Below are 21,858 nucleotides of genomic sequence, written 5' to 3' on the forward strand. Positions count from 1 at the left end.
GCGGCGCTTTTTCCGGGCAATGAAGGACAATTTGCAGCGTGCGACTGGTCAATGAACGGAACGAGGTGCCGGACAGCACCGACAGCCTTATCCATTTGGCGAAGTCGGGAGATGCGACGGCCTTCGAGCGGTTGGTCGCCGGGCACTATCGGTTTATCTACAAGGCCGCGTTCCGTTGGATCGGCAATCAGAGCGATGCAGAGGACGTGACGCAGACCGTCTGCCTGCGGCTACCCGACGCACTTGCCGGTTTTAACGGACGTTCAAAGTTCACAAGCTGGCTCTACCGCGTTACGCTGAACGCCGTCCGCGATCTTCAGCGGAAAAATCAACGGGGAACGCGGCTTGTTGATGCTGTGTCGGTGGTGAGCCGGACTGAAGCTGATGCGACTCAGGAACAGGCTCTGCGGGTCAATGATATCTGGCGTATCGTCAGACAGTTGCCGGAAAAGCAGCGTGATGCGATCCTGCTGGTATTCGGAGAGGAGATGTCACAAGCGGAGGCAGCAGCAATCATGGGGTGCAAGGAAGTGACCGTATCGTGGCACATCCACAATGCACGCAAGTCGTTGAAGGACTTGCTATGAGCGAGGCTGACCGTGATCATCTGCAACTGCTGTCCGAGGTCAGGGTGCCCGAGCCGGACCCCGAGGTCATGAAAGCTGTGATCGCGCAAAGCCGCGAAGCTTTTGAGATCAGGAAAGGGCGCAGTGTTGCAAAGCGATGGCTGGGTGCCCCTCCGCGCATCGCGTTCCGGTGGCTTGTTCCTGCAGCAGCGGGGGCCTTTGCCGTGCTGGCTGTGATGCTTTTTGGACCAACCCTGCTCAATAGCCCGAAACCGGGGGGAATGGGCGACTCGAGGGTTGCCGATGCGCCCGCCGACAGCAACACCGCCCCCACATTATCACGCGAAGCCGACGCACCGGGCACCCGTTTCGGTGCGCAGGGGACGCAAGGCCGACAGGGCCAGCAGATTGATCCGCAATCGCTGCCGATGTCGGTGTTTACCGGCGAAGATATCCGTATCGGCTTTCGCCTGACGCCCGAGTCGATGCTGCTTTATCTGCCTGACGTTGCGCCGGACACGCCGGTGGACAGTCAGGGTCTGCTGCCCGGCGAAGAGGTTGAAATCCTCGCAGCCTTTGCCCTGCCTGCCGAAGGTGTTGTTGCCATCCGGATCAGGGTCGACGATGCCCGGTTCTGGCGGGTTTATACCGCCACTGACGGCGTATTCACGCGGGAGCCAGAGCTGAGCGCGCTGATTTCCGATGCGCTAGATCAGGCCGAGGCCACGCAGCGGCTGCTGAACCAGTAACCGCGACAAACCCGGAAACTTCTACCAAGGTTCCCGCCCGGTCTGTCGTCTTACGTTCAATGACAGAAACCCAGAGGCCCGGTCCTGAAGGATTTTCACAATGCGTTTGCTTGATCACATCGGCTGCCTGGCAGCCATAATCGCTCTGACGACTGTTGCCACACCGGCCTCCGCGCAGGGGGTCACAGATTACCTCGGACTGCCCGGCCGGATAGCGTTCGATGGTCAAAGCTATGAGCTGGCATGGTCGTCGCAACCCAATGCCGGGTATGCCAAGCACGAATACATCCCGGCAGGACAAGTGCCTGAAACCTACGAAAGCATGATCATGGTCGAAGTGCTCGCCGCCGATATCGCGCCGCTGGCGATGGCGACGGCGCAGGTCGAAATACTGAACGAGCGGAAAGCCACTGATCCGCTGGTCAATATGGAGCTGATGCAGAACGACCAGACCGGAGAGGTTCTTCTCGATTTCCTTTTGTCCAGCCGAGATGACGCCGGAGACTATATCATCGAATGGAATGCCTATCGGTATGCGGCGATCGAAACCCCGGACGGCGCGCCCGCAGGGCTGCTGTTTGCGATCAGTCACCGCGCCTATGGCGACGATGCCGAAGCCTTTCTGAAAGGGTTGAAGGATCGCCGCCCAGGCCAGATTCAGGCCCTCGCAGCCGCACCGCTTCCAGACCTCTGAGCCCGGTCTGTGTCGTGACGGGTGGCCTGTCCCGGCCCCCGCCAGCGCCGCACTTTACCTCCCATTGCCATGGAGATTTCAGAATGTCTGACCCGACACAGATGACTGCCGAAATCCGGCAGATGCAGGAAAATATCGTCAGATTGGTCGCGGGCAATGTGACCGATCTTCATGACGAAGACTGGAGCGATCACGCGTGGCTTCGGATCGGCGTGAATTTCGAGCTGTTGCTAAAGGATGAGCGCACGAGCACACAGGCATTGGTCATTGCAAAACGGGGGCAGGGCGATCCGGTCAAGCTCAGCTTCCGGCTTGGCCATCAGGCCAGACAGGCGTTTGTGGCGCTGGCAGAGGCCATGGCGCAGGGCGGCGGGGCGGTCTGGACCGTCGCCAACCTGCAGATCGAACGCGATGGCCGGTTCACCTTTACCTTCGACTACGGCAAGCCACCGCGACTGTCGGGCGATCTGCTCGCCACACCCCTGAGTGATTTTCTCGTCCGCTATCAGGCAGATATGGGACATGATTCTGTCTGACCGGCTGGAAGCCGACGATCTTACCCCTTTTGCCGCAACGCAGGCGCAAAGAGTTTGCCCCGGCACCAAGATCACCGCGTCAGGGGGCATCCTACGAGCAGTACACTTTTCGGAGATCATATCATGCGATGGATTATTTCCCTGACGGCGGGTTTGGGTCTGAGCGGACCGGCCTTGGCCGATATGGAAGCGGACTTTGCGCGCGCCGCCAGTATATTCGGCCCGGTCACGGTTGAAACTGTGCTTGACGATATCGACGGGGAATGGCTGCCGCTTTCGACCCTCGCCAACCTGACAGGCGAAGCGCCCTCGCCGGGGCTTGCGACCAGCTTGACCGGGCGTATCTGTGGACTCGATCCGGTGCGAGGGTCCATCCTCACGGCAACCGGAGAGTCCGGTTTTACCGTCGATGTGCCGTCGCGCGATCAGGCGCTGACCTATCGCTTCGACTGGATCGGGGGCGCGCAGTTCGTCCGCAGCGTCGATGCTGCTGCGCTGTTTTCCAGCCTTGGTCTGGATGCGATGAAGCCCGAACGACGGCTTGATGCTCAGGCCGCTGCGTTGCGCTCGGCGGCGACCGTCACCGCTGTCTATCGCGTCTCGCCGGATATGATCGTCGTCGCCAGCCCGGATCGCACAGAGATTTTCGGTCGCTGCCCGCGTGACAATGGCTGAGGCGATGACAGGTTCAGCCGGTCAGAGCCCGAAAATATCTAAATCCTGGTTTAGCCTGAAACCAGCGGCGTAAGTTCCAGCGAAGCCGTTGCAGAGAGGAGAAGACAATGGAAATGATCCTTTTCCGAATTGCGGCAGTAACCACCATGATGATCGCCGCCCTTCCGGTTCATGCCGGTTGGGAAACGACGCAATGGGGCATGTCGCCCGACGAGGCTTTGGCTGCACTGGAAAGTGCCGTCGGCCACGATCCGACACCCGAGGAGTATTATCAGGAGGGCGGCAATTCATACGCGCCCCTCGTCACTATGCCGCATGGTATCGACGGGATCAGAGGACAGGTTTCGCTTTTGTTCGACAGCGGAAACAGTTTGCGCTCCGTCCTTTTCAATCCCGATGATATTGCGGAATGTGACGCTTTGCATGCTGCGATCACCCAGCAGCACGGCGCACCCGATGCCATGGAGCCGGGATGGATCTCGATTGCCGACTGGGTCGTGGGCGCGGATGCCATCAAGCTGACAAATATGGCCAGTGCGCGCATCTGCAACCTGTCATACGCGCCGGCGTAACCGCTGGAAAACAGGATGATTCCAACGCCTTCAATCAGGGGAACACTTTCATGCGTATCCGCTTGGCTGCAGCATGATTTGGCCTTGCAAGCATCATCACTCCGGCTCTGGTGCAGGATCGCGCCTTTCCGGGGCAAACCGCTTTGCCCTATGTCGGAACAGTCACCGTAGAGGTCCTGTCGCCGCAAAGCGGCACGCTGGTTCATCGTGATACGGGTCGGGCGGCATGATGGTTGAAGGTCATGCGACGATCAACGGGCCCTGGCACTGCGTGGGTCGAGGATAGCGACAGTGTTAATATGACGATCTCTCCCGATGGGCGCATCACAGCCTTTGACCAGCGCGATGGGGCCGTTATCACCGCTGCCGGTAAGGTCGACGGGATGGCACTGAATCTCCATTTGCGCCGACCTGTCCCGGACTCCGCTGCGGATGAGGATGACCGGGAACTGGACTTGATTTTCAGGTTCACGCTTTCCGTAAAGGATGCGCAACCGCCACCGTCGGCCAAAGCTGACTGCCGTGATGTCGTCTTGCAAACGCGCATGATCGCCAAACCTTATGGCTCCACCCTGTCGAGCGTCACGGTGCCGGTCTGCGTTTCCGGCCCCTGATCCTTCCACAGGCATCTAACACCCGGCGCTTACCCCGTAGCCACGACCGGCACCCAGTCATCCCGCTCCGCCCCATCCGCCCCATCCGCGCAATCTGCTCCGGCACAGATTCAATTGGACGCAGCCGCACAACGGCGCGTGCGCGCGGCCGTGCAAGCGCTGGTTCCCGAATACAACAGACGGGCTGCACGCGACGGCGAAGCCAGCGCCAAAGAGCGCCCTCAAGATGCCCCGGTCGATTGGAGGCCAAGCATCCGGGGCGTGCCTGCAAATTAGCACACGCGATGAAAGTGGAACTCTGTACGCTGATGATAGGGGCGATCAGGCCGGACAATGACATCTCCAAAACCGGGCTGATTCATTGCATCGTTAAACCGGGTGGCCTCGAGGCAGAGGCCTGTCTCGGCCACACACGGCCGTCCATCCAGGTAATGGACTGGGGCTTTGGCAGCAAAGCCAGAATAGAAGTGTAAGCCAGGCTCGGTTGTTCGTACGTCCATAGTTAGTAGCCCATCGCCCGAAAACAGCCGACCGGCAATGCGCGGTTGGGCCATCACCCCGCCGTCCAGGACAAAGCTTGCGTCATAATGGGCCGGCCGGGGTATCGGGCGCGGCGTGCGAAAATCAAACCGGCTCTCCGCAACGGGCAGAATGCGGCCGGTCGGCAGGCCGTCGGCGTCGAATTCCATAACCTGATCAGCTAGTATCTGAAGCCGGTGATCATGGATCAGCCCCTTTCCATCAAGATTGAAATAGCTGTGGTGCAGAAAATTCACCGGCGATGGCATGGTTACCTGCGCGTCGATTGTTACGGCCAGCGACAGATCGCCCACATCGTAGCGGCAGGTTACGTCCAGCGCGCCAGGATACCCCTCGTCCCCGTCAGGCGAGTGGAGGCCAAATGTTACCCAGGACTCTCCGGTGTCAAGCAGTTGCCAGTTGCGCTTGCCCAGCCCAATCACGCCACCATGCGAATGATGACGCCCGCCAAGATTGCGACTGAGCGGCGACTGAATGCCGTCGATCACCAGATGCGCGTCGCGAATGCGCCCGCCATAGCGCCCGACATTGGCACCATGGTTGCGCGCATGCAAAATGTAATCAGAAAGCTTGCCGAAGCCCAGCACCACCGCGCGTCGCTGCCCCGCCACCACCAGTTGCAGGTCGCACAGTACCGAACCCCAGCTGATGAACCGCGCCGAAAGTCCGCCGTGATCCAGCACGACCTCTTGCACCGGGGTCCCTTCGGGCATTCGACCAAACTCTTGCACGATCATCGGACTGCGCCACTTTTGTTGACAGATGTGGCCAGAGTTGTAAGAAGAGGATTTGTCAATGAAAAGGACAAATTCGTGACGCGCACCATCATGGCCTTTGGCGACAGTCTGACCTGGGGCACCAATGCAGCAGCGGGCGGGCGGCACCGTTATGAAGACCGCTGGCCCACTGTTCTTGAGGCTGGGTTGGGTCTGGGGCATCGCGTTATTCCCGAAGGGCTGGGGGGGCGTACGACGGCGTTCGATGACCTGACCGCCCACTTTGATCGCAATGGCGCACGCGCACTGCCGATGCTGCTCGCGACCCATTCGCCGCTGGATCTTGTTATCATCATGCTGGGTGCCAACGATCTGAAGGCCTTTATCAGCCCGACGCATCATGGCGCGCTGGCCGGAATGACGCGGCTGGTCGAAATCATCCGGCAGTTCCCCTATAGCTGGGGCATGGCAGTGCCGGGAATACTGCTGGTGTCGCCACCGCATTTTTGTAACCGCGCTTCGGGCGAGGGGCCGCAGTCAGGACGTCTGATCACGGAATCGCGTGCCTTGGCCCCGGCCTATCAGACGCTGGCCAAGGCGCAGGGCTGTGGGTTCTTTGACGCGGCGACAGTGGCGCGGCCCGACACGGTTGACGGTGTGCATCTTGATGCAGAGAACACCCGGGCGATCGGCGCGGGCCTGGTCGAGCCGGTCCGCGCCATGCTGGGCTGACTATAGTGCCATCACCGGCTCTGGCAGGCCAGTGACGCCGGGGTGCAGTGCCATCAGCGCGCCTGCATTTTGCGAAGGATCGCCAAGACCAAGCGAAGTGACATACAGTGTTCCAAGATCATGCCCGCCGAAGCAGGGCTTGGTTGGCTTGCGCACCGGTAGCTCGATGATGCGGTCCACAGTGCCATCTGGGCTGAGACGCAGCAATTGGCCACCTTCAATACCAGCGGTCCAATAGCCACCCTCTGAGTCGACGCAGGCGCCATCGGGTCGGCCAGGGTGGCCAGCAGTATCAAAGAACAGACGGCGATTTGAAATTGCGCCGTTATCATCCAGATCAAAGGCCCAGATCTGCCGCACGTCGCGCCACGAATCCGACAGGTAAAGCGTGCGGTTGTCCGGACTGGTCGCCAGTCCGTTCGGCACATGCAGGCCGTCCAGCAACGTGGTCACGTGACCATCTGAATCGAGGCGGTACAGCGTGCCATGGGGTCTGCCGTCTGGCTGGATCTGCATGGTGCCGAAGAAGAATCGCCCATCGCGCGAGGTGGCACCATCATTTGGCCGGTTCAGCGGCAGATGGGACTCGGGGGCGGCAATCGCAGTCAGTTCACCACTCTCGGGTACGAAACGGAACAGCCCGTCGCGCAGAGCCAGCACCAGATCATCGCCCGTCGTCAGCGCCAGACAGCCCAGTGGCTGATCGAACTGCCATTGCCGGTTCAGGTTGCTGGCAGGGTCGTGGCAATGCAGCACCCCGGGTCCGATGTCGACCCAGAACAGAACCTGCCTTCGCGCGCACCAGACCGGCGATTCCCCGGTTTCGGCACGGGCGTCGTGGATAATGTCTATCTGCATGCTATCCTCTCTGCTTGCATTGCGAGCTGACAAATACTCGCCTATGATAAGTGACAATTTGACAAATCTCTGTGAGCCATGACATCGACCTCCCCACATCAAGGTCTTGCCCCTACGGTCGCGCCGCTGCGTAAACGGCGGTTGTCGGATGAGATTTATGCTCAGATCTTGCTGCAACTTTCGACCGGACAGCACAGTGTCGGGGACCGGCTGCCGACGGAAAAAGAGCTGGCGGCTATGTATCATGTGTCGCGTCCCGTGGTGCGCGAGGCGTTGCAGCTGCTGCAAAATGACGGGCTGATTGATGCGCGGCGGGGCTCCGGCACCTTTGTGCAGCGCCTGCCGCCGCATGAAATGGCGCATTATACCAACGATGCCCGCATCGCCCAGTATATACGGGCCTATGAGGTGCGTCAGTGTCTTGAAACAGAAGCCGCGCGGCTGGCCGCGATCCGCTTGAGTCAGCCGCGCCAACGCCGGTTGGCGATTGCAATGGAGAAACTCGAATCCGTGCTGATCAGCGGGGCGGATGCGTTGGAGGCGGATTTCGAATTTCACCTCGAGATCGCACGGGCCACGGAAAATGATCTGTTTGAAAAGCAGCTCATGTTTCTCAAACCCGATATGACCGGAACAATGCGTATCGCCTCGAACATCACCGTTGGCCGCCCTGTAGAGCGGCGCAACCGCGTGCTGCAAGAGCATCGCGACATCTATCAGGCGATCTGTGCCGGGGATGGCGATCTGGCAAAACTCTATATGCACTACCATCTTGCAAGCGTCCGCAGCAGGCTGCTTGATCAGGGCAATTAGCCATCTGGCGAAAGAGGGGCCTCTGCCACCTCGCCGCCTTGAAACGGATAATCGTTTTCGTTCAGGGATTCATCCAGGAAATCGCTGGGGTGGTCCTGGGGGGCATACCCCAGCCGATGGGCGTTGGAGTTATCCCAATAGCCATCGGGAATGTCGGACAGACCATAGACAACCTCATAGTGGTAATCGGCGGTCAGGCCGGTGTCGATCAGCCGGTTGAAATCGGCCAGCGACTGGAATGTCTTCATGTGGCGGCGCGCGGTGACGTGTTCGAAACAGCTGCCGATGCGCATGCAATAGGCCCGGACAGGGGTTTTGGCCGCGTAAAGACCGGCCACCAACTCACCAAAGGCTTTGGTGGCGCCATAGCGGCTGTCAGGTCGCAGCGCGGCAGAATGGTCGATCCGGCTGTCTGACGGATGCATACCGATGGCGTGGTTCGACGACGCAAACAGGACTCTGTCGACGCCATGCGCAACGCACGCATCCCAAAGATAAGCCGGCCCCGCCAGATTGGCGTCGATAAGTTTGTCCCAGCTTGACTCGCTTGGAATACCCGCAAGGTGGATGACCGCGTCCATGTCGCGTGTGGCCTGATCAGCCGCCGCTCGGGTCGAGAGAGAGAGCTCCATCCGCTCAAGCCCCGGGTGATCCTCGCGCAGCGGATTGTCAATCGGCGCGATGTCAACCAAGCGCAGGCGGGCGATCCGCCCTTCGGTCAATGCGGCTGCCAAATGACGGGCCACCGATCTTCCTATGTTTCCGGCCGCGCCGGTCACCAGAATCGCCTGCGGCAGATCCGGCGTGTGCGCCATTCTTTATCCCCCCCCTTTTTCCTGCCGCAGAATGCCGCAGACGCTTGGTGAGGAATCTATAGATTAAGTAACTAATCATAACAACACACATATGATCTCGGACTTCCGTCATGTGCGCCGCCCCCATCGCCATCGCCAGCTATTCCTCTAAGGCTATCATTATCTTATTGATATAAAATAACTAATTTTGAAAAGTGAGTGCACCGCACCGGAATGGCAGTTGAATGTCATGCCGTGTGGTAGGCGACGCGTAACGGCAATTGACGCTTATATTATAATTTATATTGACAAATAGTTGTCATAGCAGACAATCTGCCTTGGGTTGGGAGGTCGGCATTTGCTGGCGGAGCCCGGGAGGAGGAACACAATGTCTATTGCTTTGCGGCTTGGCCGCACGACAGCACTTGCCCTGACCGCTGCCTTGGGTGTGGCCACGATGGCCGACGCGCGGGATCTGCGCGGATGGAACCTGCATGTGCCGGATTATCCCGGCTCGATCGCGATGGAAGAATTTGCCAAGGCGATCGGCGAAAAGACCGAAGGCCGCTACAATGGCTCGGTCTTTCACAATGGTCAGTTGGGCGACCAGCGCTTTGCCATCGAGCAGTTCGCCTTTGACGGCATCGACTTTGCGGTATTTAGCGGTGGAAGCTTGGGCGATTTTGCCCCCGCGCTGAACATCGTCAGCATGCCTTACGTCTTCCGCTCGCAAGAGCACATGTTCGAGGTGCTGGACGGCGCGGTGGGTGAACAGCTCTCGACGGCGCTCGAGCCTCATAACATGGTGGCGCTGTCGTGGTTCACCGGTGGCGCGCGATCCTTCTACACCGTCAACGCGCCGATCAATTCGGTGGCCGATCTCAAGGGCATGAAAATCCGCGTGCCTGACGCCGATATATTTGTCGCGACCATCGAGGCCCTGGGGGGCAATGCCACGCCACTGGCCTTTGGCGAGGTTTATACGTCACTCCAGACCGGGGTGATTGACGGGGCTGAAAACAACGCACCGTCGTTTGAATCGACCCGCCATTACGAAGTCGCCAAATACTATACGCTTGACGAACACCTGATGGTCCCCGAGGCCCTTGTGGTGTCTAAAACCCTGTGGGACAGCCTTAGCGCGGAAGATCAGGACATTTTCCGCGAGGCGGCACGCGAGGCAGCGCAGTCGCAGCGCACGCTCTGGGCCGCACGCGAGGCAGCCTCGGCCGGGATTCTGCGTGGTGCCGGGGTGCAGTTCATCGAAGTGGCCGACAAGCAGCCCTTCATCGACGCAATGACCCCGGTCTATGACCGTTTCGTCACCACCGATGAGTTGCGCAAGCTGCTGGCCGACATTCAGGCCGTCGGAAACTAGGCGAGGTCAGCCCGGTCGCCGACACCGCGACCGGGCTGCCTTCTGCCGTAACCGGAGGTCTGAAATGGTGTTTCTGAAAGTCGCATCCCTTGTGCTGGATGCCGTTGTCTGGGTGGCCTATGCGCTCTCCTGCCTTGCCATGGCTTCGCTGATTGCGATGGCGGGCTGGCAGGTCTGGGGGCGTTACGTGATGAACAATTCACCCACCTGGACCGAACAGCTGACCATGCTGTTCCTGCTTTACATCACCTTGCCGCTTGCGGCGGTGGGGGTGCGCGAAGGTTTTCACCTCGCCGTCGAGATCGTGCCCAATTTGCTGCGCGGTCGCGCGGCTGTCTGGCAGCAGCGTGGCGTCATGCTGTGTCTGGGAATTTTTGGCGGGTTCATGATGACCTATGGCGCGAACCTTGTGTCGCTCACCTGGGCGCAGTCTTTGCCGCTGATCGGCATCAGCCGGGGCTATACCTATTTGCCGTTGGTGATATCCGGCACCCTGATCCTGGCCTTCGTTGCCGAACATCTGGTCTGGAGCCTTACTCCGGCAGGTCAACGGCCTGCACCCAAATTCGCATTCGCGCCCGAAGCGCCACAAGAGGTTTCCTGAAATGGGCTTGCTCGTCCTGTTCGGACTGTTCTTCTTTCTGATGGCGTGGGGTGTGCCGATTGCGTTTGCGCTCGGCATCGCCTCTCTGGCAACCTTCCTGTTTGAAGGTATCTCACCTGCGATTGCCTTTCAGCGCGTCATCGGCGGCCTGAGCATCTATTCGCTGATCGCGGTTCCGTTCTTCGTCTTTGCGGGGGAGCTGATGCTGCGCGGCGGCATCGGCATAAAGCTGGTGCGCCTTTGTCTGGCGCTGGTCGGGCGCGTGCGCGGTGGTCTGGGGCAGGTCAATGTGGTGTCGTCGATGATCTTCGGCGGCATTTCAGGCTCTGCCGTGGCCGATACCTCGGCGCTGGGGTCCATGCTGATCCCGATGATGGAAAAAGCCGGGTATGACAAGGATTATGCGGTCAACGTGACCGTAACGTCATCTCTGGCCGGTATCGTCATCCCGCCCAGCCACAACATGGTGCTCTATGCCCTCGCCGCTGGAGGGGCGGCGTCGATCTCTAATCTGTTCATTGCGGGCATCGTGCCGGGCATCCTGATGTGCCTCTCGCTCTGCGTTGCGGCCTATATCGTGGCTGTCAAACGCAACTATCCGCGCGCCGCGTTCCCGGGGATTGCCCAGACCTTGCGTTACGCTGCGGATGCGATCCCCGGCATCCTGACCGGCTTCATCATCGTTGGTGGCGTGCTGTCAGGCGTCTTCACGGTGACCGAATCCGCCGCGATCGGCGTGATCTATGCGTTGATCATCATCGTGTTCCTGTATCGCTCGTTGAGCTTTGCTGATCTGGTCGTTTCGCTCAAGGCCACGGTGCGCACCACGGCGATGGTGATGATCCTCGTCGCAACGGCGGCCTCGTTTGCATATCTCTTGTCGATCTACCGTACGCCCGAACTGGTGATGGCCACCTTGACCGGGATCTCGGACAATCCGATCATCATCCTTTTGCTGATCAACGTGGCGTTCCTGATCTTGGGCTGTTTCATGGATATGGCGGCGCTGATCCTGATCTGCACGCCGATCTTTCTGCCTGTGGCAATGACAGCGGGCGTGGACCCGGTGCAGTTCGGCATCCTGATGATGATGAACCTTGGGCTTGGGCTGACGACTCCGCCGGTGGGGGCCTGTCTCTTTCTGGGCTGCTCCATCGCCAAAATCCCGATGGAAAAGACCATTCTGACAATCTGGCCCTTCTATCTCGCCATTCTGGTCGTGCTGATGATGGTCACATTCATCCCCGGCATCTCGCTTTGGCTACCCAATCTTCTCCTTGGGTAAGTAACGGAAACTGAAATGAAAATCTCTAAAATTACTCTGACCCCGATCCAAACGCACCGGCGCACCGGCTCGATCAGCTCGCATCTCATTCTTCAGATGCACACAGACGAAGGCATCACCGGTCTTGGCGAAATTTCCGATCTTGATTGCTACCGGATGTATATGCCGGACGTTGATGCGGTGCGGATCGGAATTGAAAAGATTGTCCTCGGCCGCGATCCGTTCGCGGTCGAGGCGATGCATCTCGAGATGGCCAAATACCTGCACAATTACTTTGCCTCGGCACCCAGCTATCCACCCTTCACCCCGGCGTCGCAGATCGCGGCAGGGATCGATATGGCCTGCTTTGACATCATGGGCAAGGCGCTCAACGTGCCAGCCTATACGTTTCTTGGCGGGAAGACCCGCGACAAGATCGAGATCTGCTATCCGTTGTTCCAGGTGAAAAGCGAGGCGGATTACGAGCGCAACCTTGGTTATGTGCAAGACCTGCTGGACATCGGCATCTCGCGCTTTCGCTATTATGTGGGCGTCGATTTTGCCAAGGACGAAAAATTCCTTGCGACGTTGCGTGATCGCTTCGGCAATAAGGTCGAGCTGAAGGCGCTGGATTTTCAAGCCCGGCATTATTGGAAGGACACCCTGCGCGCCTATGACAGGCTCAAGCAGTTCGGCTTTGACGTGATCGAAAGCCCCAGCTGGAAAGAAGACTTCGAGGGCATGGCCGAAGTGCGGCGACGGGTCGATGCCAGTGTCTCCGAACACGTGTCGTCGGCTGCGCAGGCGATGCAGCTGTTGCGTGCGGGGGCCGTCGACATCTTCAACATCACCGTGGTTTCCGGGGGGCTCATTCAGATCAAGAAACTGGCTGCACTGGCCGAGCTGGCCGGGCTGCGTTGCCTGATCGGCACAACGCAAGAGCTTAGCATCGGGACGGCTGCACAAGCGCATCTGGCTGCATCGATTGCCGAGCTTGCAACTGCCTCGGACCCGGTCGGCCCGCTGCTGTATACCGAGGATGTGGTCAAGACCCGGATTCAGATCACCGACAACTGCATTCAGGTGCCGACCGGTCCCGGTCTTGGCATGGAACTGGACGAAGAAGCGCTTGAGAGCCTGCGTGCGCCGTTGGTCGAATGGGATCGCGCGGCACATGGCGCCGGATATGTCTCGGACTGATCCGGGCTGGAAATTGTGATGCGCGCGCCTTTGGGCGCGCGTTTACGTTTGGACCCTCAGCGTTGGGGCTGGCCCAGAAACACGCGCTTGCGACCCTCTTCTATATGCTGGCGCATCAGCTGCCGCGCCAGATCGGGGTTGTGATCCCGGATCGCATCCAGAAGCCGGTGGTGCTCGCGGATAGAATTGGTCAGCCGCTCGTGCCGCGTCCAATGCGGTAGGGTCGAGGCGACCCGGACGCCCAGCCGCACTGTCTGGATGATGGCGCCGACTGCGGAAACGTAATGCGGATTGTCAGTTGCCCGGGCGACGGCCATGTGAAAGGCGATGTCTTCTTCATCGCCGACAATTTCGGGGTTGGCGAGCGTCTCGATCATTGCCTGATGTGCAGCGACAAGGTCGGCAATATGGCGCGGTCCGGCACGCTGGGCGGCCTGATAGGCGGCTTCTCCCTCAAGCGCCGTGCGGAATTCGTAGCCATGAAGCACATCACTGATGGCAGCCGCCGGAATGTGTTCCAGAACGGTCGGGCTAGGCACGTTAATCACCCGGCTGCCTGCGCCCTGACGCGATTCGATAATCTTATCCAGCCGCAATCGCATCAGCGCCTCGCGCAGGATGGGGCGCGAGACATTGAACATATCAGCAAGATCGGTTTCCGGGGGCAGCCGCGTGCCCTCAGGCCAGTCGCCACGCGTGATCTTTTGATAGATCCGCTGATACACTTCATTGCGCAGAGAACTGCGTGGGATGGCGGCAGGGTCCGCTTCGGGCATCAACACTCCTTCGGCGCCATATGTCTCTGATTCTGGCCCCTAATTGTTCTGAATCATGCCATTTTACATGCTGTAGCTCAACTTAAATCTAGTGGGGCACAAGGCTGCTTGTGGCGTGCAATCCAAGTTAATATATACATTACATACTGTTAGAGTGTATTTGATCAAGAGTGCCCTCCAGGAAATCGAAAGGGTCATGATTGACGCTATCACATCAATATGTAATAAGACTTTACAATATTGGTCAGGTGGCGACGCTGCGCTTTCGTGGAGGCGGGGCGATAGACCCGGCGCATCGCAGCCTGACCGCAGTCATACAAGGAGGAGAGACCATGAAACCTGTGCTGAATCTCTGTCTGGCCGCATGCCTGGCTTTGTTGCCCGGCCTTGCAGCCGCCGAAGTGGATTATCCCGCGCGCACTGTGCGTCTGATCGTGCCAGCCAACGCCGGCGGGGGCACCGACAACGGCGCGCGCGCTTTCGCCGAGTTCTTTGAAAAACACTCCACCGCGACCGTCGCGATTGTGAACCAGCCGGCGGGCGGTGGTGTCGTTGCGGCCCAGACCGTGGCGCGCGGTAACAATGATGGGTCTGTCTTGCTGTTTTTCCACGGCGCGCTGCACACGGCGAACCTGTTCGGCCAATCGCCCTTCAGCTGGGAATCCTTCACGCCCTTGGCGACCACGTCGGCGGTGAATGAGGTTTTTGCGGTCCGCGCAAACGAGGCCTATACGGACATGCAGACCTTCATCGATTACGCCAAGGCCAATCCGGGCACGATGAATATCGGCTCGCAACTGGGTGGCACCACACAGGTCAAGGCCGAGGCTCTCAACCGCGCTGCCGATGGCGCGATGCGCGTCGTCGATGCGGGGACCGAGGCCGACCGTGTGACCGCGCTGCTGGGCAAACAGGTCGATGTCATCTCGATGAGCGTCGGCACCGCCGTGCAGTATGTCGAGGACGACCAAATGCTCATTCTCGGGGTGATGAACTCTGAGCCCGACACGCTGCGCCCCGACCTGCCGACGACCATCTCGCAGGGTGTCGATGTTTCGCTTCCCATGGTGCATGCGGTCTACGGTCCGGAGAACGTCGACGACAGTGTGAAGGCTGCCTTTGATGCGCTGATGGCAGAGATCGTTGCCGATCCCGACTATCCGGGCAGTCTAGCGCGCTTTGGCCACGTCCCTGCGGCGCGCAATGGTCTTGAGGCCACCGAGTTCCTGCGTGGCGAGCAAGCCATGATGGCTGATCTGATCGGTAAATAATCGGCTCTGCACGGCGGGAACCCGCGTCCCGCCGTGTCCGGGTTATAGGAGGCAGCCATGACCGCTGATCGGGTTATCGGAATTTTGTTCGCCCTTGTGGGCACAGGCATGTTTTACACGACGCAGCAGATTGTGCAGCCCTTCGCCGGAAGCGGCGATCCGGGGCCGCGTCTGTTGCCCACCATTCTGTCGGCGGCGATGGTGCTGCTGGGTGCGGCGCTTGCCCTGCGCGGGGTGCCTGTTGCCCCGGCTGAACGAGTGGCCATTGACCCCGCCTTGCTTGATGGCCCCACCGAACTGCTGCCTCCGCCCTCGCTGTTGCGCAGGTTGGGGATCGCGGGCAGTTTCATAGCCTTTCTCGCGCTGTTCGAACCGCTGGGGTTCACCGCTTCGGCAACGCTGTTTCTGGCGGTCAGCATGTCCCTGATGGATGAATTGACGCCGCGCCGCATCCTCACCCGATCTGTTGTTGCGGTGGTCATGGTTCTTCTGGTTGGGCTGCTGCTGAGTTGGTTGCTGCAATTGCCCGTTCCCGGCATTTGGTTCGTATGAGGTCACGACATGGTTGAACTCTTTTTCTCCAGCCTGATCCATCTGTTCGAGCCTATGACGCTCGCCCTGATCATGATGGGTGTTGCCGTCGGGCTTGTCTTCGGCGCATTGCCGGGCCTCAGCGCCACGATGGCCATCGCACTCTTGCTGCCGGTGACCTATGCAATGACGCCCGATGTTGGCATCGCGATGCTGATCGGCACCTATATTGGCGGTGTGTCGGGCGGTCTGGTCTCGGCGACGCTGTTGCGCATCCCGGGCACGCCCAGTTCCATCGCCACCACGTTTGACGGCTATCCGCTGGCGCAAAAAGGTCAGGCAATCAAGGCGCTGGCCACCGGCATGGTTGCAAGTGCGGTCGGCGGCATTCTGGGGCTTGCGGTTCTGGTCTGCTTTGCGCCGGTGATCGCCCGCTTTGCCATCAACTTCGGTGCCGCCGAATACACCAGCCTGACGATTGCCGCGCTCGCGCTGGTGATCGTTCTGTCGGAATCCAATCTGGTAAAGGGATTGATGGCGGCGGTTCTGGGTCTTGCGATCTCGACCATCGGTTTCGCGCCAATCGGCTCGTCGCAGCGCTTTACCTTTGGCAACATCGACCTATTGTCCGGCATCGCGATCATTCCCTTCATGGTCGGCCTTTTTGCCGTCGCACAGTTGATCCGCGAGATTTGCGAACCCGCGCCCCAGATCAAGAACAAGCTTGATCTGCGCGGCTCTGGCGTTGCCTTGGCGGAATTTGTTGCCAACGGCTTCAACATGGTGCGGTCGGCCATGATCGGAATCGCCATTGGCGTGCTGCCGGGGATCGGCGGATCGGCGTCGAACCTTGTGGCCTATGGCGCCGCACGTTCGGCATCGAAAAAGCCTGAAGAGTTCGGCAAGGGTAGTGTCGAGGGCGTCTATGCCGCCGAGACCGCCAACAACGCATCGGTGGGGGGCGCACTTTTGCCGCTGCTGACGCTGGGTATTCCGGGCGATGGCGTGACGGCGATCCTGATCGGGGGCTTCACCATCCACGGGCTGCAACCCGGGCCCTTGCTCTATCGCAACGAGCCGGCCCTGATCTCGACAATCTATGCGGCCTTCCTGCTGGCGACTGTTGCGCTGCTGATCCTTCAACTGCTGACCATCCGCCTTTTCCCGCGCGTCCTGCTCATCCCGCGCCACTACCTGATCCCGGTGCTGGCCTTGCTGATGGTTGTCGGCGTTTACGTCGGCGAGTTCCGCGCCTTTGACCTCTGGGTGATGCTGGCCTTTGGCGGCCTCGGCTATGTGCTTGAACGCTATGGCTACCCGATGGGGCCACTGGTGCTGGGCTTTGTGCTGGGCACCATCTTCGAAACCAACCTGCGTCGGGCGCTCATGTATTCCAACGGGGACTGGACCACCTTTGTCACCCGCCCCATCTCCGCGGTGATGCTGGCAACAGCTTTGCTCTTGCTGGGATATTCGCTGTGGAGCCTGTTTGCGCGCCGCCGTCGTGACACGGCCCGCACCTGATCCGATGCCCCTGACGCTTATCACAAGGTAACACCCATGACACAAGACAGGCTCAAGCCAGAGGAGTTGCGCTCCTCGCGTTGGTTCGCGCCAGATGATTTGCGCAGCTTCGGCCACCGCTCCCGCATGATGCAGCTTGGCTTTTCAGAGGTCGAGTTCCGCAACAAGCCAATCATCGGCGTGCTGAACACTTGGTCCGAGCTCAACTCCTGCCACGGTCATTTTCGGGAAAGGGCGGTGGATGTAAAACGCGGGGTCGCCCAGGCGGGTGGCTTCGCGGTTGAGTTGCCGTCAATCTCGGTCGATGAAAGCTTCACCAAGCCAACGTCCATGCTCTATCGCAACATGCTGGCGATGGAGACAGAAGAGCAGATCCGGTCCCATCCGCTTGACGGCGTGGTGCTGATGGGCGGTTGCGACAAGTCGACCCCGGGGCTGGTGATGGGCGCGATCTCGGCCGGTGTTCCGATGATCTACCTGCCTGCCGGGCCGATGATGCGCGGGAATTATGCGGGCAAGGTTCTGGGCTCGGGTTCCGATGCATGGAAATATTGGGACGAGCGTCGCGCGGGCAACATCTCGGATGCCGAATGGCTGGGGATTCAGGGTGGCATCGCGCGTTCGCCCGGTGTTTGCATGACCATGGGTACCGCGTCCACCATGACGGCGATTGCCGATGCCATGGGGCTGACTCTGCCGGGGGCGTCATCGATTCCGGCGGTGGATTCGGGGCACATGCGCATGTCGGCGGATTGCGGGCGCCGTATTGTCGACATGGTCTGGGAAAAGCTGACACCCGAGCGGATCATCACCGCCGCCTCGGTGCGCAATGCGGCCATCGTCGCCATGGCGACCGGCTGTTCGACCAATGCGGTTGTCCACCTGATCGCTATGGCGCGCCGCGCTGGCGTTGATCTGACGCTGGATGATCTCGATGCCTTAGGCCGCGTGACACCGTTGATTGCCAATGTGCGCCCTTCGGGCAAAGACTATCTTATGGAAGATTTCTTCTATGCCGGTGGACTGCGCGCGCTGATGAAGCAGATCGAGGACCGTCTGGACACCTCTGCCCTGACCGTCACCGGCAAGTCGATGGGCGAGAATCTTGAAGGAGCCAAAGTCTATAATGACGATGTGATCCGCCCCTTGTCGAACCCGGTGTACAAGGAAGGTTCGCTGGCTGTGCTGCGTGGCAATCTTTGCCCCGACGGCGCGGTGATCAAGCCCGCAGCCTGTGATCCGCGCTTTTACCAACATCAGGGTCCGGCGCTGGTGTTTGACAGCTACCCAGAGATGAAAAAGGCCATCGACGACGAGAATCTGGAGGTCACGCCCGATCATGTGCTGGTTTTGCGCAACGCCGGGCCACTGGGCGGGCCAGGTTTCCCCGAGTGGGGCATGCTGCCGATCCCTAAAGCCCTGATCAAGCAGGGGCATCGCGATATGCTTCGCATTTCAGACGCACGGATGTCGGGCACATCCTACGGCGCCTGTGTGCTGCACGCCGCCCCCGAGAGCTTTGTCGGCGGTCCGCTGGCGCTGCTGCGGACCGGAGATATCGTGCGCCTCGATCTGGAAAATCGTCGCCTCGATATGCTGGTGGATGATGATGAAATCGAACGCCGCCGCGCTGCATGGCAGCCACCCGAGCCCCGCTATGAACGCGGCTGGGGCTGGATGTTCTCGAAACACGTGACCCAGGCCGACAAGGGTTGCGATTTCGACTTCCTGCAGCGCGATTTCGGCAAAGCGCCCGCTGAACCTGACATTTACTGAAGGACCACCTCCATGAGCCACGATCTAGACCAGGCGCTGAGCGGAATCTCCGGCATTCTTGTGACCCCCTATGACGACAAAGGCGATATCGCGCCCGAAAAGCTGTCGCCGATCATCGACCGCGCCCTGGGTGCTGGACTGCATATGCCAGTGGTCAACGGGAATACCGGCGAGTTTTATGCCCTCACCACCGAGGAAGCGGTGACGATGGTGCATGAAGTCGCGAATATGGTTGCTGGCCGCGCGCCGGTCTTAGCCGGAATCGGGCGTTCCGTGCGTGATGCCTGCCGGTTGGCCGAGGAATCGGCCAAGGCGGGCGCCACCGCGCTGATGATCCATCAGCCGCCGGATCCCTTTGTTTCACCCCGCGGCACCGTTTCCTATGTCGAGCAGATTTCGGCGGCCTCGGGCGGTCTGCCGGTGATGCTGTATTTGCGCAACGATGCGATCGGCATCGACAACATACGCCGCCTGTGCGAAGTCCCAAGCGTCAAGGGTATCAAATGGGCTACGCCGAACCCGCTGAAGCTGAGCGAAGCGATTGCCGCCTGTGACCCCTCTCTGATCTGGGTATGTGGTCTGGCCGAGGTCTGGGCACCGGCGCTTTACGCTGTTGGCGCGCGCGGATTCACCTCGGGCCTGATCAACATCTGGCCCGAGCGTTCACTGGCGATTCATGCCGCGCTCGACGCCGGGAATTATCCCGAGGCTAATCGTCTTATCCGCGCCATGAAGGCGTTCGAGGATGTGCGCGCCGAAGAGCTGAACGGTACCAACGTGACCGGCGTCAAGGCCGCACTGCAAGCGGTCGGCATTGACTGTGGCGGCACCCGCGCACCGTCGGCCTGGCCGCTGACGGCACCGCAACACGCAACGATGACGGCTTTTTTAAAGGAAAACGCCCTGATCTGATCCGGATGCCTCGGCCCGCCATGGTCCGGGGTGCCTTTGCCCGTGTTCCGAATAAGGACAAGATAATGACCGAGCCACTTTTCATGCCTCATGGTAAACATCTGATCGCAGGCACCTGGGTCGCCAGCGATGCAACCTTTGCCAACGAGCCTGCCAACGGGCCTTCATTCAATTTTTCGGTCGGCACGGTTGATCTGGTGAACCAGGCCTGCGCCGCCGCCGAGGCAGCTTTTGACGACTATGGCTGCAGCTCCCGCGAGACCCGGGCCGCGTTTCTTGAGGCCATTGCCGACGAGATCGAGGCCCGAGGCCCGCAGATCAGCTGGATCGGCAGCGCTGAAACCGGCCTGCCCACGGCGCGACTTGAAGGCGAACGTAGCCGCACCATCGGCCAACTGCGTCTGTTCGCATCGCACATCCGCAAGGGCGACTATCTCGACTGCCGCCATGACGCGGCTTTGCCCGATCGTGCACCCGCGCCGCGTCCCGAGTTGTGGATGATGCAGCGTCCGGTCGGTCCGGTCGCGGTCTTTGGTGCCTCAAACTTTCCACTGGCATTTTCGACCGCCGGCGGCGATACCGCCGCCGCGCTGGCAGCAGGCTGCCCGGTTGTGGTCAAGGGTCACTCGGCTCACCCAGGAACCGGCGAAATCGTCGCCGAGGCGATTCACGCCGCGACTCAACGCTGTGGGCTGCCTGCTGGCGTCTTTAGTCTGATCCAAGGCGGACGTCGCGATGTTGGTATCGCGCTGGTCCAGCATCCGGCGATCCGGGCTGTCGGCTTCACCGGCTCGCTGGCCGGTGGCCGCGCGCTGTTCGACTTGTGCGCGCAACGCGCCGATCCGATCCCCTTCTTTGGTGAGCTGGGCAGCGTTAACCCGATGTTCGTGCTGCCTGCGGCGCTTGGCGCGCGCGCTGATGCCATTGGCGCCGGCTGGGCGGGCAGCCTTTCCATGGGCGCGGGGCAGTTCTGCACGAACCCCGGCATTGCCGTGGTCATCGCGTCCCCCGAAGCGGAGAGCTTTGTCGAAGCGGCCCGTGTGACCATGTCCCAGACCAGACCGCAGATCATGCTGACAGATGGCATCGCGGCCGCCTATCGCAGTGGCGTGGCCCGTATCGCGGCGGGCAGTGGCGTCCAAGAGCTACTGGCCTCGAGCTGTGATGCGCGCGAGGCGCGGCCTTCCCTGTTCCGCGTTGCTGCGGAAGACTGGCTGGGCAACCACGATCTTGGCGAAGAGGTCTTTGGCCCGCTAGGTTTGGTCATCACGGTCAAAGATGAGGCCCAGATGGTTGAAATTGCACGCAGTTTCTCGGGCCAGCTGACGGCAACGCTTCAGCTTGAGGCGGCTGACGCCGAACTGGGGCGCAAACTGTTGCCCGTGCTGGAACGCATGGCGGGTCGCGTGCTTGCCAACGGCTTTCCGACCGGGGTGGAGGTGTCCGACACCATGGTGCATGGCGGACCATACCCCGCCTCGACCAACTTCGGTGCCACGTCGGTCGGCACATTGTCGATCCGCCGCTTTCTGCGGCCGGTGTGCTATCAGAACCTGCCGGTAGCACTGCTGCCTGCCGACCTGATGCAATGATACTGGCCCGGCCGGGGGGCCGGTGCCCAAATCGCCGCAGTGCGAAGCGGTTGCTGGAGTGCAGTCCAGCGCGGCTTTGGTGTTTTGGCTCTCATGGGGCTTCCTGTCCGCATCAACACGGATGTGAGCCGCTTTTCTTGACCGGCAGGGACAGCATCGGCTCGCTGTGTG

General features: G+C 60.4%; 23 protein-coding genes. 19 read left to right on the top strand and 4 right to left on the bottom strand.

Going from position 1 to position 21,858, the window contains the following annotated elements:
- The first annotated feature begins 38 nt into the window (after positions 1–38).
- The 7 genes from J2X53_RS15890 (at position 39) to J2X53_RS15920 (ending at position 4,406) form a co-directional block, all read left to right on the top strand.
- Complete coding sequence (locus J2X53_RS15890) at positions 39–587, top strand: sigma-70 family RNA polymerase sigma factor (RefSeq protein ID WP_349038470.1); 549 nt, start codon at positions 39–41, stop codon at positions 585–587.
- Positions 584–1,315 (top strand): hypothetical protein, encoded by a 732-nt coding sequence (locus J2X53_RS15895; protein WP_349038471.1) that lies wholly within the window; start codon positions 584–586, stop codon positions 1,313–1,315. Before J2X53_RS15890 ends, J2X53_RS15895 begins: the two co-directional genes overlap by 4 nt.
- Positions 1,316–1,415: 100 nt before the next feature.
- Positions 1,416–2,009, top strand: coding sequence for a hypothetical protein (locus J2X53_RS15900; protein ID WP_349038472.1), 594 nt, complete (start codon positions 1,416–1,418; stop codon positions 2,007–2,009).
- 83 nt (positions 2,010–2,092) lie between these two features.
- Positions 2,093–2,545, top strand: coding sequence for a hypothetical protein (locus tag J2X53_RS15905; protein WP_349038473.1), 453 nt, complete (start codon positions 2,093–2,095; stop codon positions 2,543–2,545).
- Between the two features lie 123 nt (positions 2,546–2,668).
- A complete protein-coding gene (locus J2X53_RS15910; protein ID WP_349038474.1) occupies positions 2,669–3,220 on the top strand; it encodes a hypothetical protein in 552 nt (183 codons plus the stop codon).
- Between the two features lie 107 nt (positions 3,221–3,327).
- Positions 3,328–3,792, top strand: a complete 465-nt coding sequence (locus tag J2X53_RS15915) for a hypothetical protein (RefSeq protein WP_349038475.1) — start codon at positions 3,328–3,330, stop codon at positions 3,790–3,792.
- Positions 3,793–4,091: 299 nt separating this feature from the next.
- Entirely contained in the window at positions 4,092–4,406 is a 315-nt protein-coding gene (locus tag J2X53_RS15920) for a hypothetical protein (protein ID WP_349038476.1), read from the top strand.
- 272 nt (positions 4,407–4,678) lie between these two features.
- On the opposite strand, the gene J2X53_RS15925 is transcribed toward J2X53_RS15920, so the two are convergent.
- The gene (locus J2X53_RS15925; RefSeq protein WP_349038477.1) at positions 4,679–5,683 is read right to left on the bottom strand and encodes an aldose epimerase family protein; all 1,005 of its coding nucleotides are present in this window, start codon (positions 5,681–5,683) and stop codon (positions 4,679–4,681) included.
- A gap of 75 nt (positions 5,684–5,758) precedes the next feature.
- Between J2X53_RS15925 and J2X53_RS15930 the strand changes: the two genes are divergently transcribed.
- Positions 5,759–6,394, top strand: a complete 636-nt coding sequence (locus J2X53_RS15930) for an SGNH/GDSL hydrolase family protein (RefSeq protein ID WP_349038478.1) — start codon at positions 5,759–5,761, stop codon at positions 6,392–6,394.
- On the opposite strand, the gene J2X53_RS15935 is transcribed toward J2X53_RS15930, so the two are convergent.
- Positions 6,395–7,252 carry an SMP-30/gluconolactonase/LRE family protein gene (locus J2X53_RS15935; protein ID WP_349038479.1) on the bottom strand — a complete coding sequence of 286 codons (858 nt, stop codon included), beginning with the start codon at positions 7,250–7,252 and terminating at the stop codon, positions 6,395–6,397.
- Between the two features lie 78 nt (positions 7,253–7,330).
- Between J2X53_RS15935 and J2X53_RS15940 the strand changes: the two genes are divergently transcribed.
- Positions 7,331–8,065: a FadR/GntR family transcriptional regulator gene (locus J2X53_RS15940; RefSeq protein ID WP_349038480.1), complete on the top strand. Its 735-nt coding sequence runs from the start codon at positions 7,331–7,333 to the stop codon at positions 8,063–8,065.
- Here the strand turns inward: J2X53_RS15940 and J2X53_RS15945 are convergent.
- Positions 8,062–8,880 (bottom strand): NAD(P)-dependent oxidoreductase, encoded by an 819-nt coding sequence (locus J2X53_RS15945; RefSeq protein WP_349038481.1) that lies wholly within the window; start codon positions 8,878–8,880, stop codon positions 8,062–8,064. The two genes, J2X53_RS15940 and J2X53_RS15945, sit on opposite strands and share 4 nt — an antisense overlap.
- Positions 8,881–9,247: 367 nt before the next feature.
- On the opposite strand from J2X53_RS15945, the gene J2X53_RS15950 reads away from it, so the two are divergent.
- The 4 genes from J2X53_RS15950 (at position 9,248) to J2X53_RS15965 (ending at position 13,305) form a co-directional block, all read left to right on the top strand.
- Positions 9,248–10,237, top strand: coding sequence for a TRAP transporter substrate-binding protein (locus J2X53_RS15950; protein WP_349038482.1), 990 nt, complete (start codon positions 9,248–9,250; stop codon positions 10,235–10,237).
- Between the two features lie 64 nt (positions 10,238–10,301).
- Complete coding sequence (locus J2X53_RS15955; protein WP_349038483.1) at positions 10,302–10,841, top strand: TRAP transporter small permease; 540 nt, start codon at positions 10,302–10,304, stop codon at positions 10,839–10,841.
- 1 nt (position 10,842) lies between these two features.
- Complete coding sequence (locus J2X53_RS15960; protein WP_349038484.1) at positions 10,843–12,126, top strand: TRAP transporter large permease; 1,284 nt, start codon at positions 10,843–10,845, stop codon at positions 12,124–12,126.
- 15 nt (positions 12,127–12,141) lie between these two features.
- Complete coding sequence (locus J2X53_RS15965) at positions 12,142–13,305, top strand: enolase C-terminal domain-like protein (protein ID WP_349038485.1); 1,164 nt, start codon at positions 12,142–12,144, stop codon at positions 13,303–13,305.
- 56 nt (positions 13,306–13,361) lie between these two features.
- On the opposite strand, the gene J2X53_RS15970 is transcribed toward J2X53_RS15965, so the two are convergent.
- Complete coding sequence (locus tag J2X53_RS15970) at positions 13,362–14,081, bottom strand: FadR/GntR family transcriptional regulator (RefSeq protein ID WP_349038486.1); 720 nt, start codon at positions 14,079–14,081, stop codon at positions 13,362–13,364.
- 332 nt (positions 14,082–14,413) lie between these two features.
- Between J2X53_RS15970 and J2X53_RS15975 the strand changes: the two genes are divergently transcribed.
- From J2X53_RS15975 to J2X53_RS16000, 6 genes are all read left to right on the top strand, one after another.
- Positions 14,414–15,352: a tripartite tricarboxylate transporter substrate binding protein gene (locus tag J2X53_RS15975; RefSeq protein ID WP_349038487.1), complete on the top strand. Its 939-nt coding sequence runs from the start codon at positions 14,414–14,416 to the stop codon at positions 15,350–15,352.
- Positions 15,353–15,409: 57 nt separating this feature from the next.
- On the top strand, positions 15,410–15,904 hold the full coding sequence (locus J2X53_RS15980; protein WP_349038488.1) for a tripartite tricarboxylate transporter TctB family protein: 495 nt from the start codon (positions 15,410–15,412) through the stop codon (positions 15,902–15,904).
- Between the two features lie 9 nt (positions 15,905–15,913).
- Positions 15,914–17,407 (top strand): tripartite tricarboxylate transporter permease, encoded by a 1,494-nt coding sequence (locus tag J2X53_RS15985; RefSeq protein ID WP_349038489.1) that lies wholly within the window; start codon positions 15,914–15,916, stop codon positions 17,405–17,407.
- Positions 17,408–17,443: 36 nt separating this feature from the next.
- The gene (araD, locus tag J2X53_RS15990; RefSeq protein WP_349038490.1) at positions 17,444–19,183 is read left to right on the top strand and encodes an L-arabinonate dehydratase; all 1,740 of its coding nucleotides are present in this window, start codon (positions 17,444–17,446) and stop codon (positions 19,181–19,183) included.
- A 12-nt stretch (positions 19,184–19,195) separates the two neighbouring features.
- Complete coding sequence (locus tag J2X53_RS15995) at positions 19,196–20,095, top strand: dihydrodipicolinate synthase family protein (RefSeq protein ID WP_349038491.1); 900 nt, start codon at positions 19,196–19,198, stop codon at positions 20,093–20,095.
- 65 nt (positions 20,096–20,160) lie between these two features.
- Positions 20,161–21,687: an aldehyde dehydrogenase (NADP(+)) gene (locus J2X53_RS16000; RefSeq protein ID WP_349038492.1), complete on the top strand. Its 1,527-nt coding sequence runs from the start codon at positions 20,161–20,163 to the stop codon at positions 21,685–21,687.
- Positions 21,688–21,858 lie beyond the last annotated feature (171 nt).

This window comes from Pseudotabrizicola sp. 4114 (genome assembly GCF_031457365.1).
Classification (GTDB): Bacteria; Pseudomonadota; Alphaproteobacteria; order Rhodobacterales; family Rhodobacteraceae; genus Pseudotabrizicola.

Coding starts and splice junctions, on each gene's coding strand:
- J2X53_RS15895 (WP_349038471.1), top strand. CDS start 584: ATGAGCGAGGCTGACCGTGATCATCTGCAACTGCTGTCCGAGGTCAGG.
- J2X53_RS15900 (WP_349038472.1), top strand. CDS start 1,416: ATGCGTTTGCTTGATCACATCGGCTGCCTGGCAGCCATAATCGCTCTG.
- J2X53_RS15905 (WP_349038473.1), top strand. CDS start 2,093: ATGTCTGACCCGACACAGATGACTGCCGAAATCCGGCAGATGCAGGAA.
- J2X53_RS15910 (WP_349038474.1), top strand. CDS start 2,669: ATGCGATGGATTATTTCCCTGACGGCGGGTTTGGGTCTGAGCGGACCG.
- J2X53_RS15915 (WP_349038475.1), top strand. CDS start 3,328: ATGGAAATGATCCTTTTCCGAATTGCGGCAGTAACCACCATGATGATC.
- J2X53_RS15920 (WP_349038476.1), top strand. CDS start 4,092: ATGACGATCTCTCCCGATGGGCGCATCACAGCCTTTGACCAGCGCGAT.
- J2X53_RS15925 (WP_349038477.1), bottom strand. CDS start 5,683: ATGATCGTGCAAGAGTTTGGTCGAATGCCCGAAGGGACCCCGGTGCAA.
- J2X53_RS15935 (WP_349038479.1), bottom strand. CDS start 7,252: ATGCAGATAGACATTATCCACGACGCCCGTGCCGAAACCGGGGAATCG.
- J2X53_RS15940 (WP_349038480.1), top strand. CDS start 7,331: ATGACATCGACCTCCCCACATCAAGGTCTTGCCCCTACGGTCGCGCCG.
- J2X53_RS15945 (WP_349038481.1), bottom strand. CDS start 8,880: ATGGCGCACACGCCGGATCTGCCGCAGGCGATTCTGGTGACCGGCGCG.
- J2X53_RS15950 (WP_349038482.1), top strand. CDS start 9,248: ATGTCTATTGCTTTGCGGCTTGGCCGCACGACAGCACTTGCCCTGACC.
- J2X53_RS15955 (WP_349038483.1), top strand. CDS start 10,302: ATGGTGTTTCTGAAAGTCGCATCCCTTGTGCTGGATGCCGTTGTCTGG.
- J2X53_RS15960 (WP_349038484.1), top strand. CDS start 10,843: ATGGGCTTGCTCGTCCTGTTCGGACTGTTCTTCTTTCTGATGGCGTGG.
- J2X53_RS15965 (WP_349038485.1), top strand. CDS start 12,142: ATGAAAATCTCTAAAATTACTCTGACCCCGATCCAAACGCACCGGCGC.
- J2X53_RS15970 (WP_349038486.1), bottom strand. CDS start 14,081: ATGCCCGAAGCGGACCCTGCCGCCATCCCACGCAGTTCTCTGCGCAAT.
- J2X53_RS15975 (WP_349038487.1), top strand. CDS start 14,414: ATGAAACCTGTGCTGAATCTCTGTCTGGCCGCATGCCTGGCTTTGTTG.
- J2X53_RS15980 (WP_349038488.1), top strand. CDS start 15,410: ATGACCGCTGATCGGGTTATCGGAATTTTGTTCGCCCTTGTGGGCACA.
- J2X53_RS15985 (WP_349038489.1), top strand. CDS start 15,914: ATGGTTGAACTCTTTTTCTCCAGCCTGATCCATCTGTTCGAGCCTATG.
- araD (WP_349038490.1), top strand. CDS start 17,444: ATGACACAAGACAGGCTCAAGCCAGAGGAGTTGCGCTCCTCGCGTTGG.
- J2X53_RS15995 (WP_349038491.1), top strand. CDS start 19,196: ATGAGCCACGATCTAGACCAGGCGCTGAGCGGAATCTCCGGCATTCTT.
- J2X53_RS16000 (WP_349038492.1), top strand. CDS start 20,161: ATGACCGAGCCACTTTTCATGCCTCATGGTAAACATCTGATCGCAGGC.